At 60.3% G+C, this 20,657-nt stretch carries 21 protein-coding genes and 1 tRNA gene; 14 read left to right on the plus strand and 8 right to left on the minus strand.

Annotation, left to right across the window (positions count from 1 at the left end; translation table 11 throughout):
- The first annotated feature begins 104 nt into the window (after window positions 1-104).
- From IF204_RS13455 to IF204_RS13480, 6 genes are all read left to right on the plus strand, one after another.
- Window positions 105-1,376, plus strand: a complete 1,272-nt coding sequence (locus tag IF204_RS13455; RefSeq protein WP_194097618.1) for an imelysin family protein — start codon at window positions 105-107, stop codon at window positions 1,374-1,376.
- 80 nt (window positions 1,377-1,456) lie between these two features.
- Window positions 1,457-3,010 carry a di-heme oxidoreductase family protein gene (locus tag IF204_RS13460; RefSeq protein WP_407658930.1) on the plus strand — a complete coding sequence of 518 codons (1,554 nt, stop codon included), beginning with the start codon at window positions 1,457-1,459 and terminating at the stop codon, window positions 3,008-3,010.
- Window positions 3,010-3,996 (plus strand): imelysin family protein, encoded by a 987-nt coding sequence (locus IF204_RS13465; RefSeq protein ID WP_194097619.1) that lies wholly within the window; start codon window positions 3,010-3,012, stop codon window positions 3,994-3,996. The genes IF204_RS13460 and IF204_RS13465 overlap by 1 nt, the downstream gene beginning before the upstream one ends.
- A gap of 1 nt (window position 3,997) precedes the next feature.
- A complete protein-coding gene (locus tag IF204_RS13470; protein ID WP_194097620.1) occupies window positions 3,998-5,062 on the plus strand; it encodes a DUF1513 domain-containing protein in 1,065 nt (354 codons plus the stop codon).
- 62 nt (window positions 5,063-5,124) lie between these two features.
- Entirely contained in the window at window positions 5,125-6,222 is a 1,098-nt protein-coding gene (locus tag IF204_RS13475) for a WD40/YVTN/BNR-like repeat-containing protein (protein WP_194097621.1), read from the plus strand.
- A gap of 120 nt (window positions 6,223-6,342) precedes the next feature.
- Window positions 6,343-6,822 (plus strand): RrF2 family transcriptional regulator, encoded by a 480-nt coding sequence (locus tag IF204_RS13480; RefSeq protein ID WP_194097622.1) that lies wholly within the window; start codon window positions 6,343-6,345, stop codon window positions 6,820-6,822.
- Window positions 6,823-6,832: 10 nt separating this feature from the next.
- On the opposite strand, the gene IF204_RS13485 is transcribed toward IF204_RS13480, so the two are convergent.
- The 4 genes from IF204_RS13485 to IF204_RS13500 all read right to left on the minus strand — a co-directional run bounded on the left by IF204_RS13485 (window position 6,833) and on the right by IF204_RS13500 (window position 10,444).
- Window positions 6,833-6,908: transfer RNA gene (locus IF204_RS13485), tRNA-Thr, on the minus strand.
- A 47-nt stretch (window positions 6,909-6,955) separates the two neighbouring features.
- Window positions 6,956-8,434, minus strand: coding sequence for a heme biosynthesis protein HemY (locus IF204_RS13490; protein ID WP_194097623.1), 1,479 nt, complete (start codon window positions 8,432-8,434; stop codon window positions 6,956-6,958).
- 11 nt (window positions 8,435-8,445) lie between these two features.
- Window positions 8,446-9,702, minus strand: coding sequence for a COG4223 family protein (locus IF204_RS13495; protein WP_194097624.1), 1,257 nt, complete (start codon window positions 9,700-9,702; stop codon window positions 8,446-8,448).
- A 61-nt stretch (window positions 9,703-9,763) separates the two neighbouring features.
- A complete protein-coding gene (locus tag IF204_RS13500) occupies window positions 9,764-10,444 on the minus strand; it encodes a uroporphyrinogen-III synthase (RefSeq protein WP_194097625.1) in 681 nt (226 codons plus the stop codon).
- A gap of 69 nt (window positions 10,445-10,513) precedes the next feature.
- Between IF204_RS13500 and tsaD the strand changes: the two genes are divergently transcribed.
- From tsaD to IF204_RS13525, 5 genes are read left to right on the plus strand one after another with little or no spacing between them, the layout of a single operon-like run.
- A complete protein-coding gene (tsaD, locus tag IF204_RS13505; protein WP_194097626.1) occupies window positions 10,514-11,608 on the plus strand; it encodes a tRNA (adenosine(37)-N6)-threonylcarbamoyltransferase complex transferase subunit TsaD in 1,095 nt (364 codons plus the stop codon).
- Complete coding sequence (locus tag IF204_RS13510) at window positions 11,605-12,564, plus strand: NAD(P)H-dependent glycerol-3-phosphate dehydrogenase (protein WP_194097627.1); 960 nt, start codon at window positions 11,605-11,607, stop codon at window positions 12,562-12,564. The genes tsaD and IF204_RS13510 overlap by 4 nt, the downstream gene beginning before the upstream one ends.
- Window positions 12,565-12,837: a YciI family protein gene (locus tag IF204_RS13515; RefSeq protein WP_194097628.1), complete on the plus strand. Its 273-nt coding sequence runs from the start codon at window positions 12,565-12,567 to the stop codon at window positions 12,835-12,837. It begins immediately after the preceding gene.
- Window positions 12,837-13,253: an EVE domain-containing protein gene (locus tag IF204_RS13520; RefSeq protein ID WP_194097629.1), complete on the plus strand. Its 417-nt coding sequence runs from the start codon at window positions 12,837-12,839 to the stop codon at window positions 13,251-13,253. Before IF204_RS13515 ends, IF204_RS13520 begins: the two co-directional genes overlap by 1 nt.
- A gap of 50 nt (window positions 13,254-13,303) precedes the next feature.
- The gene (locus IF204_RS13525; protein ID WP_194097630.1) at window positions 13,304-13,699 is read left to right on the plus strand and encodes a DUF1761 domain-containing protein; all 396 of its coding nucleotides are present in this window, start codon (window positions 13,304-13,306) and stop codon (window positions 13,697-13,699) included.
- A 144-nt stretch (window positions 13,700-13,843) separates the two neighbouring features.
- Here the strand turns inward: IF204_RS13525 and IF204_RS13530 are convergent, their stop codons facing one another.
- Together IF204_RS13530 and ahcY are read right to left on the minus strand one after the other, a co-directional pair.
- The gene (locus IF204_RS13530; RefSeq protein ID WP_194097631.1) at window positions 13,844-14,179 is read right to left on the minus strand and encodes a DUF2853 family protein; all 336 of its coding nucleotides are present in this window, start codon (window positions 14,177-14,179) and stop codon (window positions 13,844-13,846) included.
- Between the two features lie 99 nt (window positions 14,180-14,278).
- Complete coding sequence (gene ahcY, locus IF204_RS13535) at window positions 14,279-15,667, minus strand: adenosylhomocysteinase (RefSeq protein WP_194097632.1); 1,389 nt, start codon at window positions 15,665-15,667, stop codon at window positions 14,279-14,281.
- 105 nt (window positions 15,668-15,772) lie between these two features.
- Between ahcY and IF204_RS13540 the strand changes: the two genes are divergently transcribed.
- Complete coding sequence (locus IF204_RS13540; protein ID WP_194097633.1) at window positions 15,773-16,366, plus strand: HD domain-containing protein; 594 nt, start codon at window positions 15,773-15,775, stop codon at window positions 16,364-16,366.
- Here IF204_RS13540 and IF204_RS13545 read toward each other — a convergent pair whose 3' ends face one another.
- A complete protein-coding gene (locus tag IF204_RS13545) occupies window positions 16,367-16,918 on the minus strand; it encodes an ActR/PrrA/RegA family redox response regulator transcription factor (RefSeq protein ID WP_194097634.1) in 552 nt (183 codons plus the stop codon).
- A 54-nt stretch (window positions 16,919-16,972) separates the two neighbouring features.
- Entirely contained in the window at window positions 16,973-17,599 is a 627-nt protein-coding gene (locus tag IF204_RS13550) for an SCO family protein (protein ID WP_194097635.1), read from the minus strand.
- 81 nt (window positions 17,600-17,680) lie between these two features.
- Between IF204_RS13550 and regB the strand changes: the two genes are divergently transcribed.
- Both regB and IF204_RS13560 read left to right on the plus strand, forming a co-directional pair.
- On the plus strand, window positions 17,681-19,033 hold the full coding sequence (regB, locus tag IF204_RS13555; RefSeq protein ID WP_194097636.1) for a sensor histidine kinase RegB: 1,353 nt from the start codon (window positions 17,681-17,683) through the stop codon (window positions 19,031-19,033).
- Between the two features lie 63 nt (window positions 19,034-19,096).
- A complete protein-coding gene (locus IF204_RS13560; protein ID WP_194097637.1) occupies window positions 19,097-20,647 on the plus strand; it encodes a PAS-domain containing protein in 1,551 nt (516 codons plus the stop codon).
- Window positions 20,648-20,657: the final 10 nt, after the last annotated feature.

Genomic DNA, 20,657 nt, shown 5'->3' on the forward strand with positions numbered 1-20,657 from the left:
AAATCAGTCAGGTATGCGCCGAGATCACAACGCTCCCCTGCGGCTGCACGCAGAGGCGGCGGAAACAGCATTATGCGCGAACAAGAATTCAGAGGGATAACGTGATGACCCGCAAGCTGCTTGCAACTTCGGCCATTTTGACAGTCACCGCCGGCATGGCCTCGGCACAGGACGCTGCGGCGGTTCTGGACAACTATGCCAACATCGCGGCCGCAATCTACGAGGACTCGCTGACCACCGCGAAGGACCTTCAGGGTGCCGTCGATGCGCTGATCGCCAACCCGAGCGAAGAAACCCTGCAAGCCGCTCGCGACGCGTGGCTGGCATCGCGCAATCCCTACCAGCAGTCGGAAGTCTACCGTTTCGGCAACCCGATCGTCGACGACTGGGAAGGCAAAGTGAATGCTTGGCCGCTGGACGAAGGTCTGATCGACTACGTTGACGCCAACTACGGTGGCCCGACCGACGAGAACGAGTTTGCCGCGCTGAACGTCATCGGCAACGAGCAGTTCGAACTGGCCGGTTTTGACGTTGACGCTACCGACATCACCCCCGAACTGATCGGCGACACGCTGAACGAAGCCGACGGCATCGAAACCAACGTCGCCCGCGGCTACCACGCCATCGAATTCCTGCTGTGGGGCCAAGACCTTAACGGCACCGAACACGGCGCGGGCGACCGTCCGTTCACCGACTATGTTCAGGGCGAAGGCTGCACCAACGGTAACTGTGACCGCCGTGCGGACTACCTGACCTCGGCGACCGAGCTGCTGGTGTCGGACCTTGAATACATGGCTGGCCAGTGGGCCGAAGGCGGCGAAGCGCGCGAAGCGGTTCTGGCGAACGAAGGCGAAGGCCTGATCGCGATCCTGACCGGCATGGGTTCGCTGTCGTATGGCGAACTGGCTGGTGAGCGTATGCGTCTCGGCGTCATGTTGAACGACCCCGAAGAAGAGCACGATTGCTTCTCGGACAACACCCATAACTCGCACTACTACGACGGCCTCGGCATCCAGAATGCCTACCTTGGTCACTACACCCGCGTTGACGGCACTGTTGTTGAAGGCGCTTCGGTCTCCGACCTTGTTGCAGCGAACAACGCCGAGCTGGACGAAGAGATGAAGGCCAAGCTGGACGCATCGGTCACCGCGCTGGGCGACGTCAAAGCGGCAGCCGAAAACGGCATGTCCTACGACCAGATGCTCGCTCGCGGTAACGCAGAAGGCGAAGAGCTGATCATGGGCGCCGTCAACGCGCTGATCGATCAGACCTCGACCATCGAAGCCGTTGTGGCATCGCTCGACCTCGACTCGATCGCATTCGAAGGCTCCGACAGCCTCGACGATCCGAGCGCTGTCGAAGGCGTCTTCCAGTAAGACTTGCCTCACTGTTTGAACAGGCGTAGGGCCACATCGGCCCTACGCCGTTTTTGATTAAAATTGGGAGTAGCCGGACGATGCCATCTTCCCTCCGCTTTGCACCGAAATTCAGCCTGATCGCGTTGATTGCCCTCACCGGCACTGCGACTTTCGCTGAAAATCCAGACTACAGTATGCTGGACGACATCCACCTCAACGTGGTGCCGCGTACCGAAGCCGAAGCAGAGCGCATCGCCGCCGTCGTCGCCCCGACGACAGATTTCACCCAACCCGAAAGTTTCGAAGAGAACCCCGCTGGCGCTGCCACCGTCCGCGCACGCACCAACGCGGATGCGTTTTCCCAGTCGTCGGGCAACATGCCGTTTGACCGCGAACTGGACTTCAAAGTCGGCAACGGCCTCTTCCGCAAGATTTGGGTTTCCGCGCCGTCGTCGACGCTTGCCTCCGATGGCCTCGGCCCGCTCTATAACGCGCGCGGCTGTCAGAACTGCCACTTCAAGGACGGGCGCGGCCATACGCCGAACGGGCCCGAAGACAACGCGGTGTCGATGTTCTTGCGTATATCCATCCCCGGTGACGTGAATGACGCGATTGCCGAGATCGAGGATTACATTCAGGTCGATCCCGATCCGAATTACGGCTTCCAGCTTCAGGATTTTGCCGTTGCCGGACAGCCCGCCGAATACCAGCTCCAGATCGACTACGAGGAAATCGAGGTCGAATTGGCTGGTGGAGAGACTGTTTCGCTACGCTCCCCGACCTATACTGCTGCCGACCTCGGCTATGGGCCGCTGCACGCCGACGCGATGCTGTCCCCGCGCATTGCGCCGCAGATGATCGGCCTTGGCCTCGTCGAAGCGATCCCTGCGCAAGATATCCTCGCCAATGCGGATGAGGACGACGCGGATGGCGACGGTATTTCCGGCCGCCCAAACATTGTCTGGTCGTCCGAGTTCGAACGCCCGATGCTTGGCCGCTTTGGCCTTAAAGCCGGTTCGCCGACGATCCGCCAGCAGTCCGCCGACGCCTTTGCCGGTGACATCGGGATTTCGAACCCTCTGCACGATGGCGGCTATGGTGAGTGTACCGAGCGCCAGATTGCCTGCCGCGAGCTGATCGACGGCGGTGACGAAGACCGCGATGGACTGGAGATCGACGCCGAGGGCCTCGACCTCGTGACGTTCTACAGCCGCAACCTCGCCGTGCCTGCACGCCGTGACGTGTCGGACACTCAGGTGTTGCGCGGCAAGGCACTGTTTTACAGCGCAGGTTGTACCAGCTGCCATACTCCCAAATTTGTGACCAACAGATTGGAGGATCAGCCCGAACAATCCTTCCAGCTGGTTTGGCCTTATTCGGACTTCCTGCTACACGACATGGGTGAAGGTCTGGCCGACCACCGCCCCGAGGCCCGTGCGACGGGCACCGAATGGCGCACCGCGCCGCTATGGGGTCTGGGAATGACCGAACGTGTCAGCGGCCACACTTTCTTTTTGCACGACGGTCGTGCCCGCAATGTCCTCGAAGCTATTTTGTGGCACGGCGGAGAGGCGCAAGCGGCCCGAGATACCGTCGTGGAAATGCCGAAAGAAGATCGCGAGGCGCTGCTCGCATATTTGGATAGCCTTTGATGCGCACAACTCTCTTTGCTCTGGCTGCGACCATCGCCACTCCGGTTTTTGCGGACGTGGACACGGTGGTCGACCAGAAAATCCTGCCTGATTTCGCCAATTTTGCTACCTCCGCCCGCGCGATGGCTGACGCCGCCGCCGAGGACTGCACCCCCGGCGCTGTGGTGCCGCACTATCAGGCAACATTCGATGCGTGGATGAAGGTCCAGCACCTCCGCGTGGGGCCGACCGAAGAAGGCGCGCTGCACGTTGCCTTTTGGCCGGACAACCGCGGGTTCGTGCCGAAAACGCTGTCGGGCCTGATCGACGCCGAAGATCCGGTGATTAACGATCCCGAGGATTTCGCCACGGTCTCCATCGCCGGTCGCGGCCTTTTTGCGCTGGATATGCTGCTCTATGACGAGCGCTACGATAGCTACGGCGCGGAGAGCTACACCTGCGATCTGGTGGCCGCGATTGCGCTCGACCTCGCGATCGAGGCCGAACGTCAGAGCACCGCTTGGGCCGAGGAGTACGCGCCGATCCTGAAGGGCGATGCGCCAAAGGCCGACGGCAAAACCATGACCGAGATGGACGGTTTTCAGGTTCTCTACACCCAGATCATTTCCGGTATCGAGACGCTGGAGAATGTCCGCATCGACCGCCCGCTGGGTGAGTTCGACCGTCCGCGTCCCACCCGCGCCGAAGCATGGCGTTCGGGGCGCCCCCTGCGCAATATCGACATCTCTCTCAACGCGATGGTGGCCGATGCGCTGCTGCTGATGGGCAGCGACCTGCCGCAGACCTTTGGCTACCTCGAAACCGCTCAGGAGACGCTGGAGAAGATCAGCGATCCGACCTTGGCCTCTATCGAAGAGGACAGCGGCGAATGGCTGAAGCTGCAAATCCTGCGCGACAACATCGTGAACGTAAAAACTGCAATCGAAGTCGAAATAGGCTCTGTTCTCGGGATCGAGGCGGGCTTCAACTCGGCTGACGGAGACTGACATGACCACCCGCCGCCATTTCCTCGCATCGATGACGGCGGTGGTCACAGCGCCCCGCCTCAGCTGGGCCTCGGTCGGTAATCCCGACTTCATCGCAGCGGCTAAGGTTGGAGACGGTTTTTCCATGTCCGGCTTTACCGCAGACGGGCAGGTGGCGTTCAGCGTCCCGCTGCCCGCACGCGGTCACGCTGGCGCAGGGCATCCGACGCTCCCCATTGCAATCGCTTTTGCCCGTCGCCCCGGCCGTTACGCGCTCGTGATCGACTGCACCGACGGCAGCGTCCTGCAAAGCCTCACGCCGCCCGATGGCATCGCTTTCAACGGTCACGGCTTGTTCCTCGACGAAGGCCGCCTGCTGGTCACCGTTGAACAGCGCGATGACGACAGTCAGGGCCAGATCGGCCTGTGGGATGTCGCGCAGGGTTACGCCCGCATGGGCGAGATCGCGACCGGCGGGATCGGTCCGCACGACATCAAACTCATGCCCGACGGCGAAACGCTGGTCATCGCAAACGGCGGCATCGCGACCGACCCGAGCGACCGGACCAAGCTGAACGTGCCCGACATGCTGCCGAACCTTGCCTACCTCACGCTGGACGGCGTGCAGGAAAAGGTCGAGCTTGACGAGGAACTGCACTTCAACTCCATCCGTCACCTCGCGCTGCGGGACGACGGGCTGGTTGCCTTTGCGATGCAGTGGCAGGACGATCCGTCCTATGCGCCGCCGCTCCTTGGCCTGCATCGCCGCGGGGAAGAGCCTGTGCTGGCAGACGCCTCGCTGACCGAAGCGATCCTTATGGAGGGCTACGCTGGCTCCATCGCTTTCAACGGCGCCGGCACAGAGGTTGCGATCACATCACCCAAGGGCGGGCGGATACACCGTTTCACTCCCGAAGGCGCGTTCCTCGGCGCTGTGGTTCAGCCCGATGTGTGCGGTCTGGTGTCGCTCAAAGACGGTTTTCTGGCCAGCGACGGCTTTGGCAACTTCGCCAAGGTGAGTGGTGACAAATTAATTCAACTGAAAAAACATGATGTAAGCTGGGACAACCACATCATTGCACTTTAGTCGTAGGCGACTCGCCTTTAAGGGGTGTACATTTCAAGAACATTTAGGGAGAGGAGCATCCCATGACTAAAGTTCTTTTAGGTACGACCAAGGGCGTTTTCGTTCTGTCTGACAAAGGCGGTGACCAATGGAATTTCTCCGGTCCGCACTGCACCAATTGGCCCGTTAACCATGTTGTCGGCGAGGGCGATAACCTCTGGGCGTGTGGCGGCAACGCTTTCTGGGGCGCTGCGATCCTGCGCTCGACCGACGGCGGCGAGAAGTGGACGTTCAAGCGTCTGTCCGGTGGGGAAATTGACGATTGGCTCGAAAAAGAGCCTGAACTGGCCGATATGTTCGGCCTTCCCGAGGATGAAGTCCTGCCGTTCAATGGCCAGATCGACGCCCTGTGGTCGCTGAAACGCGTGGGCGGCAAGCTTTACTGTGGTGCCAAGCCCGCGATGCTGTTCGTGAGCGACGACGACGGCGAGACGTGGGAGAAGGTGAACGGCCTGACCGATCAGGAAGGCGCCGAGAACTGGCAACCGGGTGGTGCTGGCCTCACGCTTCACACGATCCTCGCTGATCCTGGGGCGCCTGAAAAACTCTGGGTCGGCATTTCCGCCGCCGGTGTTTTCGCAACCGAGGACGGCGGCAAAACGTGGGAGCGCCGCAATCGCAAGTCTAACGAGGACGACAAGGAAGTCGGCCACTGCGTTCACAACATGGCCCGCGCCTCGACCGACGGCGATCTCCTGTATCAACAGAACCACCACGGCGTTTGGCGCAGCTATGACGGCGGACGGAGCTGGCAGTCGATCAACGAGGGCTTACCAAGCGACTTCGGTTTCCCGATTGCCGTGAGCCCGATTGACCCGCAGACGATCTTTGTCCTGCCGCTCAACGGAGACTCGCGTGGACGTTTCCCGCCTGATGCCTCGGCTGCGGTCTATGTGTCGAAAGACGGCGGTGATAGCTGGACGAAGACCCAGAACGGTCTGCCGACCGAGAACTGCTACTTCACAGTGCTGCGTCAGGCGATGGCGACCGACGCCAATGGCGGCATGTACTTCGGCACCAACTCCGGCTCGGTCTACATGACCCGCAATGATGGCGAATCGTACGAAGAAATCGCGCAGCACCTTCCGACGGTTTTGTCGGTCGAAGTTCTGAACGACTGATCGCCGTAAAATTCGTCCGAAAAATGTGACTTTCGAGGGCTGTTTCTGACATGGATCAGATACAGCCCTTTTTCATGCCCCTAACTTCAGTCCATCCGATTGTAGAGGGGAGTGAGCCTGATGCGCCTGACCACACGTACAAATCTCGCCATCAGAATCTTGATGTATTGCGGCATTAATCAGGATCGCGTGTCGCGCTCCGCTGATATCGCCAAGGCCTGCAATGCGTCTGTGAACCACCTCGCACAGGTGGTGAATATGCTTCACCAGCATGGGTTTATCACCGCATCCCGAGGCCGGATGGGAGGGATTAAACTCGCCACGACGCCCGAAAACATCAATGTCGGTGAGGTTTTCCGCGTTTTCGAATCCGAAGTGCCGTTTACCGAATGCGCGTCGCCCGAAACCAACACCTGCCCGCTGGTCGACGCCTGCCGCCTTAAGAGCGCGATTGGTCGCGCGCTTGAAGCATTCTTCCACGAACTCGATATGCTGACACTCGAAGACCTCGTGCGCGGTAACTGTGGTTTGAGAGAAATCCTGACATTCCGCGAAACCGTGACGACGCCCTGCAAGGAAGCGTCCGCAATCGCTGGTTAATGTCTGGAAGTGGTGCCGGTGATAGGACTCGAACCTACGACCCCATCATTACGAATGACGTGCTCTACCAGCTGAGCTACACCGGCACTGTGGCGGCTCTTAGCACCCTAGAGCCGCCCCGAAAAGAGCAAATTTACCGCTCTTCCACGACTTCGGCGTCGACTGTTTCAGCCTCGACTACCTCTGCCTCTTCTGCATCCGCATCGACCACAACAGGTGCGGTTTCGGCAGAACCGTTAACCGCGACGAGCAGCGGCAGCATCTCCAGACCACCCGAAAGCGGCTTGTCGTTCTGAGGCGGACGGCGCCACGACAGCGTGTCGAAGCCGTGGCAGTTCGAGCAGACGGGCTCCCAGTGGTCGTGGATGTTCTGACAATTGTCACAGATCCACTGCGGGCCGCGCGGCGCGGTAACGGCCTTGGCAAGCCATGCGTTCACCAACTGATCGGTGCCGCCCGAACCACGTTCAATCGCCGCCATCAGCGTCAGAACGCGAACGGTGGCATCTGTTTCGGGCAGGGTGCCCAGTGCGCGGCGTGCTTCGGGGAATTCCTCGGCAGCGATGTGCAGTTCGGCCATGAGCATACGGGTTTCCGGATCGTCGATGTTGACCTTGGTCAGCGACTTGAACCGCTTGAGGCGCTCTTGTGGGGTTTCGTTGGGTTCGATTTCCGCGAATGCGGTAGCAAGGTCCGGATGCGGCGATGCGCTCCAAGCCTTTGTCAGCAGGCGGGCAGCGTGCTTCTTGTTACCCTTGGCGATATAACCACGAGCGGCCAGCACGGCGGCGGGGATAAGGTCAGGCGACTGTTTGTGCGCCGCAATGACCTGCTCCTGCTTTTCAATCGACACATCGTCGTCCAGCAGTTCTTTGGCTTCGGACAGGGCCAGCACAGCGTCGCGGCGCTTGAGAACGTCCTTGGGAAGGCTGCCAGTCTTGGCTTTGGCGGCGAGCGTCGCACGCGCACCTTTCCAGTCGCCTTTCTCGGCCTGAAGACGGAGCAGAACGTCCTGCGTGTCTTCGTGCTTGGGCTTCAGGGCAAATGCCTTCTCGGCCAGTTTCATGGCCGTGTCTGTATCACCTTGCTCCAGACGCTGACGCATCAGGCCGCGGATACCGACAAAGCGGGTGCGATCATCTTCGACCAGTTTTTTGTAGGCATTTTCAGCCTTGGTTCGGTCGCCAGTTTGCTCTGCCGCTTGGGCGACGAGCAGGGTGGTGATCTCGGGCTTGTTCAGAAAACGCTCGGCCTTCTGGGCCTTGGTCATGGCGAGGTGACCTTCACCGCCAGCCAGCGCCATCATGCTGTCGGACAGCGCCTGATAGCCACGCTCCACACGGTTGCGGGCGAAATAGCGGGTAACGGCGGTTTCATCGCCGGCGAGGAAACGGATGAACGCAGCGATCAGGCCGAGCAGCTTGAACGCCACCCAGACCAGCACGACGAGCGCAACCAGCGCGGCGAGAACCTCGAGCGGGCCGAGGCGCATTTCGAGGCCGCCATAGGTCAGCATCAGCTCACCAGGAACAGTGCTGAGTTCCATCGCGCCGTAGGTGATCGCGGTAACTGCAACGATGAAGAATACGATCTTCAGTAGGGACCAGAGCATCAGTTACAGCCTCACTCGTTCGATGTGTTATTCAGGTAGCCAACAGCGGCGATTGCGTTCTGTCGTTCCTTCGCAGCGGCAACCCAGCCGTCAAGCTCGGTCTTCGCTTCTTCGGACAGGGTGTCGATTTCGGCGAGGGCGTCGGACAGACGACCGTCCTGCACGGCAGCGCCTGCGCGAGACAGGATCGCATCGGCGTCGTCACCATCACGCGCCTCAATGGAGCGGACGTCGAACTGGTTACGCAGGAAACCAGCGAACGTGCCGCCATCTTCGCCTGCGGTACCTGCACGGCGCGCAGCGGCCAGGGCGTTACGGGACGCAGGCGGGAAATCGGCTTGCAGTTCGCCCAGCGTGGCAACGCCAGTGGACGACGGACGGGACAGATCGGCAGGGACGGTCATATCGAGGTCTTCGAGACCGCTAAGCATGTCCTGATAGGGCGTGCCTGTGTCGAGCGCCGTCTGCACACGGGACAGAGCTACCTCGCGCTGGGCAGCCATGGCGGCCTGCTCTTCGGCTTCGGCATCTGCGCGCGCCTGTTCAAGGCGGGCGGCCGCATCGTCGGCGAGTTGCTTCAGGCGGGCTTCTTGTTCCGCGATCTGTTCTTCCAGACCACTCATGTCGATGGTGCTACCGTTTCCGGTACCGACGTTTTCCAACGCAGCTTTGATGTCTTCGACATCCGCTTGGAGCAGATCGATGCGGGTCGTGAAATCGGCAGTTGCGGGACCGATAGCCGCTTCGATAAGCGCCTCGGTATCGACCGAACCGGATGCGGAAAGCTCGTTTTCCAAGAGGCTCAAGCGTGCTTCGACGTCGGCCTCGTCAATACGGGGCAGAGTGTACCACGACACGCCGTAGCCGATGGCACCCGCGATCAGACCGCCCAGCACAATGGCGATGAATGCGCCTGCCCCGCTCGATTTCTCTTCGACGACCGGAGGCTGCGGCTCAACCACCGGCTCTTCGACTTCGACGTCGGTAGGGGTGACCTCTTGTTCGGTCGAGGCTGCAATTTCCTCTTCCGTCAGTTCGGTCGCTGCAACTTCCTCAACGACCTTGTCGTCGGCAGTCTCTTCGGAAACCTCATCGGAAGGCTCGTCCTGCTCGACAGCCTCTTCAGCCGGAGCGTCTTCGACGACTTCCTCGTGTTCGATCTCTACTTTTTCAGAGGTGTCTGTCTGTTCGGCCTGAGTTTCCTCTGCCGCTTCAGTTTCATCTACCTTGGACTTCTGGTCCTCGTTCACCGTCAAATCCTTCGTCAACCAATTTCCCTCCCAGACAACTTAGTCGCCGAGAGGTCTCTCTCAAGCAAACTGCAACAATTCACAACTCGTTCCAACGGCGACAGGTCGCCGCAAGCATGGAATCAAAATCCGGCCTTATTGCTGTGCGAACCGTGTCTACGCCCAAGTCTGCAACTTCGGCTGCTACATTGGCACTCATCGCGATGACATGAACAGGCGCAGAGGTGATTGCGGGGATCAGCATCGCGCTCCTTGGTGAAAAAAGCGGCAACAAAACGGGTTCGGTCCCCGACAAAGCTATCAAAGCATCATCCGAGGGCGCACAGGCACGTTGGTCGTAGGCAATGACCTCACTACAGGGCTTGCCCGAGACAGTGAGGTTGGTTGCGACCTGTCCCCGCGCATGGGTGCCGCGGATATGGCAGAGGCGGCCTGTGTCGCTGTTGAGGATCAAGTCAATCAGCGCCTCGGCGTCGCGACCTGCAGAAATCGGCTCTAATCCGGCAGCTTTCGCCTCGTCGGCCGTACGCTTGCCCACACACCACGCAACAGTTCCGGCGGGGACGCCGAGCCGTCCCACCTGCTTGGCCCCGTTGGCGGACGTCAGGATGACCTCGTCGAACTTCGGCAGATGCGCTTCCAGCGGCACGATCTCCATCACCGGAGAAATCACGGCGCGAACCTTTCCCACCTCGGCCTCCACGGCAGCAAGGAAACTGCGCGACGCCTCCTCTGGGCGGGTCAAAAGAAGGATGGTCATCGCGGCTCCGCCATTGTTCTGCGTGTGGCGGAGTGTTACCTGCCTTGGGAAACTGTGCAACCGGACCACATGACGCAAACTCTGACAGTTCTTGGCATCGAAAGCAGTTGCGACGACACCGCCGCGGCGATTGTCCGTCTGCAAGGCGACAAGGCCGAGGTTTTGTCCTCGATCGTCAAAGGTCAGAACGATCTGCACGCCGAATTTGGCGGCGTCGTTCCCGAAATCGCCGCCCGCGCCCACGCTGAACGCGTCGATATCTGTGTAGAGGAAGCACTGGCCGAAAGTGGTTACGCGCTAAGCGGGCTTGATGCGATCGCCGTGACTTCCGGCCCCGGTCTCATCGGCGGTGTGCTGTCTGGCGTGATGTGCGCAAAGGGGCTTTCTGCCGCGACGGGCTTGCCGCTGATCGGTGTGAACCACCTTGCGGGCCACGCGCTGACGCCGCGCCTGACCGATAGCGTGACGTTCCCCTATCTGATGCTGCTCGTGTCGGGTGGGCATTGCCAATTCCTGATTGCCGAAAGCTTCGACACCTTCCGCCGGATCGGTGGCACCATCGACGATGCCCCTGGGGAGGCGTTTGATAAGACCGCGCGCCTGCTGGCCCTGCCGCAGCCCGGCGGTCCGCACGTCGAAAAGTGCGCCAAGGATGGCGATCCCAAGAAATTCCCGCTGCCGCGTCCACTGCTGAACCAGCCCGGCTGCGATATGTCGTTCTCCGGACTAAAAACCGCGATCCTCCGTGCCCGTGACGGGGTTGTGGCGGAAAAGCGCGGCCTGACCGAACAGGACCGCGCAGACCTATCGTCAGGTTTCCAAGCAGCCGTCACCGATATTTTGGTCGAGAAAACCCGCCGCGCGCTGAACGAATACTTCGCGCTGGAGCCTGAAAACCGCGTCTTTGCGATTGCAGGCGGTGTGGCGGCCAACGGTCCGATCCGTGACGCGCTGATGGGTCTCTGCCGCGAGCACAACACAGAATTCGTCGCGCCGCCGCTGCGACTTTGCACCGATAACGCTGCGATGATCGCCTACGCCGGCGCCGTTCGTTTTGCTGAGGGTGCGAACGATCCCGAACATCTGACGGCCCGTCCGCGCTGGCCACTGGATAAACGCGCACCAGCTTTGCTGGGATCGGGCAAAAAGGGAGCCAAGGCATGAGCATCGCAGTCGCAGGAGCAGGGGCATTCGGAACCGCTCTCGCCGTCTCACTGGCACAAAACGGTCCGGTGACACTTTGGGCGCGCGACGCCGAGGCTGTGGAAACGATGTCTGACACGCGCCTAAATCCGCGTCTGGACGGTGTATTGCTGCCCGAAAACATCCGTGCTTCGGCTGATATAGAGACTGTTTTTGCCGCCGACACCATTCTACTAGCCGTTCCAGCGCAAAAGCTTCGCGGCTTTCTGTCGGAACATGCGGATCGCCTCAAAGGCAAGGCGCTCGTGTCCTGCGCCAAGGGCATCGACGCTTCGACCATGACCGGCACTGTGACCTCCATCCGTGAGGTCGTGCCTGACGCCACCGCCGCGCTGCTGACCGGACCGAGCTTTGCTGCGGACATCGCGCGTAACCTGCCGACCGCGCTGACGCTGGCCTGTCAGGATGATGCCAAAGGCGCCGCACTTCAGAAAGAACTCACCACGCCGAACCTGCGCCTTTATCGGACCACCGACACCGTCGGCGCAGAGCTTGGCGGCTCGCTGAAGAACGTCATGGCAATCGCTTGCGGTGCCTGCATCGGCGAAGGCATGGGTGATAGTGCACGCGCCGCGCTGATGACCCGCGGCATGACCGAAATGATGCGCCTCGCGGGTGCGCTGGGCGGACGACCGGACACGATGATGGGCCTTTCGGGCTTTGGTGACCTTGTCCTGACATGCACCTCAGAACAGTCGCGCAACTACCGCTACGGCCTCGCGCTGGGGCGTCAGGAAAACTTTGATCCGTCGATCACCGTGGAGGGCGTTGCGACCACTCACGCCGTGGCCAAACTGGCACGCGCGCGCGCGATCGACATGCCCATCGTCACCATGCTTGCCGAACTACTGGAGCATGATGTGAGTGTTGCGGAAGCAATTCAGGCGCTGTTCTCGCGCCCGCTGAAGGAGGAATAAATGCTCTATACTATCATCACCAAAGACAAAGAGGGCGCGCTTCAGACCCGCCTCGACAACCGCGAAGCGCATCTGGCCTACATCGCCGACACCGGCGTTGTGCAGATGGCGGGTCCGTTCATCAACGCAGACGGCGAAATGCACGGCTCGATGATCGTGCTAGACGTCGAGGACCGCGCGGCTGCCGAAGCATGGGCCGAGAGCGATCCCTACGCCAAAGCCGGTCTGTTCGAGCGCGTGCGCATCGAGCAGTGGAAAAAGGTCATCGGCTAATGCCCTACTGGCTGTTCAAATCCGAGCCCGACGTCTTTGGTTGGGACGATCTCGTCGCCAAAGGGGATAAGGGCGAAGAGTGGGACGGCGTGCGCAACTATCAGGCCCGCAATAACATGCGGGCCATGAGCGTCGGAGATCGCGGCTTTTTCTACCATTCCCGCAAGGGGCTGGAGGTCGTCGGCATTGTCGAGGTGTGCGCCGAGGCGCATCAGGACAGCAAGACCGATGATCCCCGCTGGGAGTGCGTCGACGTCAAAGCTGTCGAGAAACTGCCCAACCCCGTCTCGCTAGACCTGATCAAGACCGACGAGCGGCTGGCTGATATGGTGCTGGTGAAGAATTCCCGCCTGTCGGTCCAGCCAGTGACCGACGAGGAGTGGAACCTCATCTGCGCCCTCGGTGGATTGTCGTAGGAGATTTCCGGCGCCGCTCCTATCATCGCGATAGCGAACAGGAGGGCGAAATGGGAATTCTTTCAGTGATTGTGGCCGCTGCGGCGGCATGGATTTTCGGGGCCGTGTGGTACATGGCCCTATCGAAGCCGTGGCTCGAAGCGTCCGGCATCGAGTGCGACGACAACGGCAAACCCAAGAACGGCGGCAGCCCGATGCCGTTCATTCTATCGGCCATCGCGATGCTCATCGTCGCGGGCATGATGCGTCACCTGTTCATGATGTCCGGCATTGCGACGCTCGGCGCGGGGATCGTCTCCGGCCTCGGGATCGGAGCGTTCTTCATCGCGCCGTGGATCATGATCAATAACGCCTACGGGATGCGACCGTTCAAGCTGACTGCTATCGACAGCGGTTACGCCATTTTCGGCTGCGCGATCATCGGCGCGGTGCTTGTGCTGATCTGAAAAGCGGGGTCCGGCCTTATCAGTCGGACCCCTATCCCCCAGCGCTCCCACACGCAGGTCGGTCCAGCCGTTCTGGCCGTTTGATCCAAGGATAGGGCCGCGCGCATCACAGAGCAAACCAAATGCCCCGCGGATTTTAGGCATTTACTTGTAGTAAGCCTCTTTGCCGAAATGCTTGGTCAGCATGTAGTAAACCACAACGCGGTATTTCCGCTCGGCATCGTAGATTTCCAGCACCACGTCGATCCCATCATCAAGCTCCGGCCCATCGCGCAGGCTGAGCTTCTTGATCAGGTAGTTGCGTTTGATTTGCTTGATCTCGGCGGGCGAGGTCGCGTCAACGTAATTGGTGTTCTCATGGTAGATCAGCGGCCCGCAGCCAAGTGTGACCTTGGTCAGCAAGTCCATGTCCGGCACCATTCCGCACTTGGTGCGCAGGTCCTCGGCATAGCTCGCGATCAACTCGTCACGTATTCCCATGAAACCCTCCGGCAGTCCGCTTGACGCAAACGTAGGGTAAGCCGCGAGAATTGTTCTGAAAAGAAAGAAAAACGCCGCCCCGAGGGGCGGCGTTTGGAATTAGTAGCGGTAGTGTTCCGGCTTGAACGGGCCTTCCGGCGTCACACCGATGTAGTCGGCCTGCTCTTTGCTGAGCTTCGACAGTTTCACGCCGATACGTTCGAGGTGAAGGCTGGCAACTTTTTCGTCGAGGTGCTTGGGCAGGATGTAGACGCCCGGTGCGTACTCGTCGTGCTTGGTCCACAGTTCGATCTGCGCGAGCACCTGATTGGTGAACGACGCCGACATCACGAACGACGGGTGGCCGGTGGCGTTGCCGAGGTTCAGCAGACGACCTTCGGACAGGAGGATGATGCGGCTGCCCGAGGGCATCTCGATCATGTCGACCTGATCCTTGATGTTGGTCCACTTGTGGTTACGCAGCGATGCGACCTGAATTTCGTTGTCGAAGTGGCCGATGTTTCCGACGATCGCCATATCCTTCATCTCGCGCATGTGCTCGATGCGGATGACGTCCTTGTTGCCGGTGGTGGTGACGAAGATGTCAGCCGAAGCAACAGCGTCTTCGAGGGTGACGACTTCGAAACCGTCCATAGCAGCCTGCAGCGCGCAGATCGGGTCGACTTCGGTGACCTTCACGCGGGCACCTGCGCCGCGGAGCGAGGCAGCCGAGCCCTTGCCGACGTCGCCGTAACCGCAAACGACAGCGACCTTACCGGCCATCATGGTGTCGGTGGCGCGGCGGATACCGTCGACCAGCGATTCCTTACAGCCGTATTTGTTGTCGAACTTCGACTTGGTTACCGAGTCGTTGACGTTGATTGCAGGGAACGGCAGCTGACCGTTCTTTTGCAGTTCGTACAGGCGGTGAACACCGGTGGTGGTTTCTTCCGAAACGCCGAGGATCTGGTCGCGGATTTTGGTGAACCAGCCCGGCGAAGCTTCCATGCGCTTCTTGATCTGGGCTTTGATGACAGCTTCTTCGTCCGACTGCGGAACCGGAATGATGTCTTCGCCAGCTTCGGCGCGTGCACCGAGCAGAACGTAGAGGGTCGCGTCGCCACCGTCGTCGAGGATCAGGTTCGGGCCGTCTTCGAACATGAAGGACTTGTCGAGGTAGTCCCAATGCTCTTCGAGGCTCTGGCCCTTGATCGCGAAGACCGGAATGCCAGCCTCGGCGATCGCAGCGGCAGCGTGGTCCTGCGTCGAGAAGATGTTGCACGATGCCCAGCGCACGTCAGCGCCCAGCGCAACCAGCGTTTCGATCAGGCAAGCGGTCTGGATGGTCATGTGCAGCGAGCCGACGATGCGGGCACCCTTGAGCGGCTTGCTCTCACCGTACTCGGCACGCAGAGCCATCAGACCCGGCATTTCGGTTTCAGCGATGTCGAGTTCCTTGCGGCCATAACCGGCCAGCGCGATATCTTTGACGATGTAGTCGTTGGCCATGATGAGCCCTCTCCGTATGTCGTTTGCGTGATGCCATAGCACCGGTTTGCCTTCTCGACAACGGCACGGGGGGAGGCTTAATTAAGGCCTCGACACGGGGGCGACATGAAACAACCACGCGCATGGCAGAGGATGCTGTCGGGTCGCAGGCTCGATCTGCTTGATCCGACACCGATGGATATCGAAATCGAGGACATTGCGCATGGCCTTGCCTTCGTTGCGCGCTGGAACGGTCAGACGGTCGGTGACTGGCCTTATTCCGTGGCCGAGCACTCGCTGCTGGTCGAAGAAATCTTTCGGATGCAGAACCCCTCCGCCCCTGTGAAATGGCAGATGGCGGCGCTTCTTCATGACGCACCCGAATACGTCATCGGCGATATGATCAGCCCCGTGAAAGCCGCCGTCGGCGCATCTTATGGTGAGCTGGATGCCCGCCTGACAGCCGCGATCCACATCCGTTTTGGCGTTCCCGCGCAGATCCCCGCGACGGTGAAGAAGAAAATCAAAGCGGCAGACAAGGTTAGCGCGTGGCTGGAGGCTACGCGGATTGCAGGCTTTACCGAGGCCGAAGCGACCAAGCTCTTTGGTAAAATCGACCCTGTTTATGCGGAAAAACTCGATATCCACCTGCGGCCTCCGGTCGAGGTCCGCAAGGATTTCACCGCACGTCATGCGGAGCTTCTTGCTGCGTTGAAGTGATTACTTCGGGCTGCGCTTTGCCAGAATACGCTGGAGCGTGCGGCGGTGCATGTTCAGGCGGCGCGCGGTTTCCGACACGTTGCGATCACACATCTCGTAGACGCGCTGGATATGCTCCCACCGCACGCGGTCCGCGCTCATCGGGTTTTCGGGCGGCGGCGGCAGGGCGTCGCCACGCGCCAGCAGCGCGTTCACGATGTCGTCGGCATCGGCAGGTTTCGACAGATAATCGGTCGCACCGATCTTCACCGCCGCAACGGCAGTCGCGATAGCGCCATAGCCGGTGAGAACGACGATGCGGCTATCAGGGCGACGCTCACGCAGGGTTTCTACGACGTCGAGGCCGTTGCCGTCTTCAAGCCGCAGGTCGACCACAGCGTAGGCAGGCGGGCGGCCCGTAGCGATAGCCCGTCCGGCAACGACAGAACCGGCAGTTTCCACTTCGAAGCCGCGTTTTTCCATCGCGCGAGCGAGGCGTTTCAGAAATGCCTCGTCGTCATCGACCAGAAGGAGGGATTTGTCTGCTCCCAGATCCAGCGGTTCGTTGTCCATCGGTACTGCCTACTCAATTACGTCTATCAGGGGTAACGGGCCAATCGCGTCAGGTCAATTTGCGCCGACCGTATCAACGATACAAGCAGTACGTTCGGCTACGGTTTCCGGATCATCCGTGTGGTTGAAGTAGTCCACAACGCCCATCCCCGGAATGTTGAGGTAAGTGTAGGTCGAGTGGTCGACGAGGTAGTAATCGGGATCGCCGTTTGCTTCCTTTGCAAAATAGGTCTTGTAGGCTTTCGAGGCAGCGGTCGTCTGCTCGACACTGCCGGTCAGACCAATCATGCGCTCGTGGAAGTTATTCGCAAAGTAGCCCACAGCTTCGGGGGTATCGCGCTCGGGGTCGATGGAGATGAAGATCGGAGTAACTTCGGTGCCCTGCTCGTCCAGCAGGTCGGTCGCAACTGCGTTGCGCATCGCATCCGTCGGGCAGATGTCAGGGCAGAAAGTGTAGCCGAAGTAGATCAGCGAAGGCTCTGTGATCACATCCTCGTTGGTGACGGTTTCACCATTGGAATTGACCAGCTCGAAGGGGCCGCCGACAGCGCCGCCAGCAATCGCACCAGCACCGCACGCAGCCAGAGCAGCATCGGTAGATTTCATTTTCGTCGCGATGAATGTGCCAGCCAGAAACAGTGCGGCGACAACGACTGCAACGATCGCGATTTTCTTTTCCATGAGCGCGCTCCTTTGTTGTCGCATTGATCGCGTGAATGGCGGGCAATAACAATAGGAGCACATTGCCGCACCGAGGACAGCATGGCCGCAAGCGAAGAACTCGACATTCACGACCGCGAACGCAGTAGCTGGGTGCGCCTCAGAACACTTGTGATCCTGCGCTGGATCGCGATCATCGGCCAAATGGGCACGCTGATCGTGGCCCAACAGCTGTTCCGTCTTCACCTGGAGGTCGGACTGGCCGCAGCAACTATCGGCGCGTCCATCGTCGCGAACCTGTTCTTCTCGTTTCTCTATCCCGAAACAAAGCGTCTGTCGGAGCGCGAGGCGTTCCTGATGCTGCTCTTCGACTTATTGCAGCTCGGCTTGCTGCTGTATCTAACAGGTGGCTTGAACAATCCCTTCGCCGTGCTGGTGCTCGCGCCCGTCACCATCGCGGCGACATTCCTGCAAATGCGGAACACCGCGATCCTCGGGTTTCTGGCGGTCGGTATCATTTCTGCGCTGGGCATGTGGTACATCCCGCTCGAAGGCGCGGATGGTCTGGTGCTTGCCCTGCCTCTGATCTTCCTGTTCGGGTCGTGGGCCGCGCTGACTATCGGTGTCGTGTTCCTCGCCGTCTACGCGCGCCAGATCACGTCCGAGGTCAACGACATGTCCGAGGCGCTTCTGGCGACCCAGATGGCCTTGGCCCGCGAGCAGAAACTGACGGACCTTGGCGGCGTCATCGCGGCGGCGGCGCATGAACTTGGCACACCGCTCGCCACGATCAAACTGGTGAGCAAGGAGCTACTGGACGAGGTCGAGGACCGCCCCGAAGTCTATGAGGACATCGCCCTGATCGCCGAGCAGGCCGACCGTTGCCGTGATATCATGCGGTCGATGGGGCAGGCGGGGAAAGACGACCTTCACATGCGGCGCGCGCCCTTGCAGGCGATATTGGAGGAGGCCGCGTCCCCACACATGCAGCGCGGCAAGGAGATCTCGTTCTCGGTCAACGCAAATACCGAACACCCGCAGCGCCAGCCGATCTTCTTCCGCAGGCCCGAGATTATCCACGGTCTTCGTAACCTCGTGCAGAACGCCGTCGATTTCGCGGCGACCGAAGTGAAGATCGAGAGCACGTGGGACGAGACCACCGTTCGCCTCAGGATCAGCGATGACGGCCCCGGTTATCCCGCCACCATCATCGGGCGCATCGGCGATCCCTTCGTGCGCCGCCGTAAGGAGACCGAGAACCGCCCAGGCTATGAGGGTATGGGCCTCGGTCTGTTTATTGCGAAAACGCTGCTCGAACGGTCCGGCGCGAAGCTGGACTTTGCCAACGAAGAGGTCGGCGGTGCGATTGTCATGGTGCAATGGCCCCGCGATATCGTTGATCCAGAGCGCGGAAAACGCGAAGCGCTGGGCGAGAACCTCCCTATTCTGCCCTAGCATTTACTGCGGATTAACTGCGTTCGCGCACCTTGCTGACGTACTTAGTAGGGATTCGCGCTCATGGATTTGACCGATCTGGCTCTGCCGCTCATCGCCGTCTGTATCTCGATGCTTGCCGTTGTCGGCATCGTGCGGTTCACCGATTCCAGACTGCGGAGCGCGCGGGCCATGATGCGTGAGGCGGATGAGGCGGTGCTGTTCCTGTTCGACAGCGCCGACCTTGTCGATGCCACGCCCAGCGCGAGGAAGATGCTGAAATCGCGGAAGGAGGCTGGAAGTGATTGGAATAGGTTCCTCACGCTGTTCGCACCTCATTTTCCCGACATGCGCGGCGCGTTGCAGCAATTGGACGAGGGGAGAAAAGAACTCGTCTCCCCCACCGATCCTGCAAAAACCATCAGCGCCGAGGTGTGCGATGGCCTCACCCGTATCAGCTACGCCGACAGCGGTGCGCAACAGAGCAAGCTAGTTGATCGCGCCACTTACGCTGCATTAGAGGCTGATCTGGACGGTCTTCGCTTCACCGCGGAAACCGCACCGATCCTGATCTGGCGACAGGCGCGGGATGGTCAGATTATCTGGTTCAACGAGGCATATCGCAATCTCGCCGACAGTTTCGACACTCGCGAGATCGCCACTTGGCCCCTTATCAACCTATTCCCTGAAGCAGTCTGTGCCGGCGATACCGCGAAGAAACGGATGCCCTTGTCGCACGGGACCGCTGCACGACCGCGCATGTTCGACATCACTTCGGTCGCCTGTGGTGAGGACACCGTGCACTACGCCGTCGATGTCACCGAAATTGTCGAGGCCGAGGCGGCCAAGACAAATCACCTCCAGATGTTCGGTAGGCCGTTTGCGATCCTGACCGTGGGCCTCGCGATTTTTGACCGCGATCATCGCTTGATGACTTTCAACCCTGCGCTGGCGGACCTGACCGACCTGCCGATCGGTTTCCTGAGCAACCGCCCACCGATTTACGACTTCCTCCATCGGATGCACGAGGGTGGATATATGCCCACGACCGCCAACTACCGTGAATGGCGCGAGTTCATCGGCAAGCTCGAACGCGAAACCCGCAACGGCACCTATGTCGAAAACTGGGAGTTGCCGAACGGCAAGACCTACCGCGTCATCGGATGTCCCAGCCCCGACCGATCCATCGCGCTGATGTTCGAGGATATCTCTGCCCACGCCTCCGCCGGTCGTCAGTACCAGTACGAACTGGAGATGCAGCAGGTCGTTCTGGACTCCTTTGACGAGGCCACCGCGCTGTTCAATCCGTCCGGCACTCTCATTCTTTGCAACAGCGCCTACGTCGACCTTTGGCACGGTGGAGACCGTCCCGATGCCGCAAGCACATTGCTTGGTGAAACCGCCGAGTGGCGCAAAATGACAATCGCCACCGAATTCTGGGACGAGGTACGCAGCCTTGTTTACCGCGATGCGCTGTCTGAACCTATCAAGCAGACCGTACGCCTGACCGATGGCCGCTCGCTCCTTTGCCGTGTGAATACACTGAAATCAGGCGAGACCATCGTGAAATTCGACACCTTCATCGAGGCCGGACTTTCGGCGGGATTACCCCCGCTCCGCGCGGCATTGCTCTGATATCACTTGA

Origin of the sequence: Marivivens aquimaris, from assembly GCF_015220045.1 — a bacterium.
GTDB lineage: Bacteria > Pseudomonadota > Alphaproteobacteria > Rhodobacterales > Rhodobacteraceae > Marivivens > Marivivens aquimaris.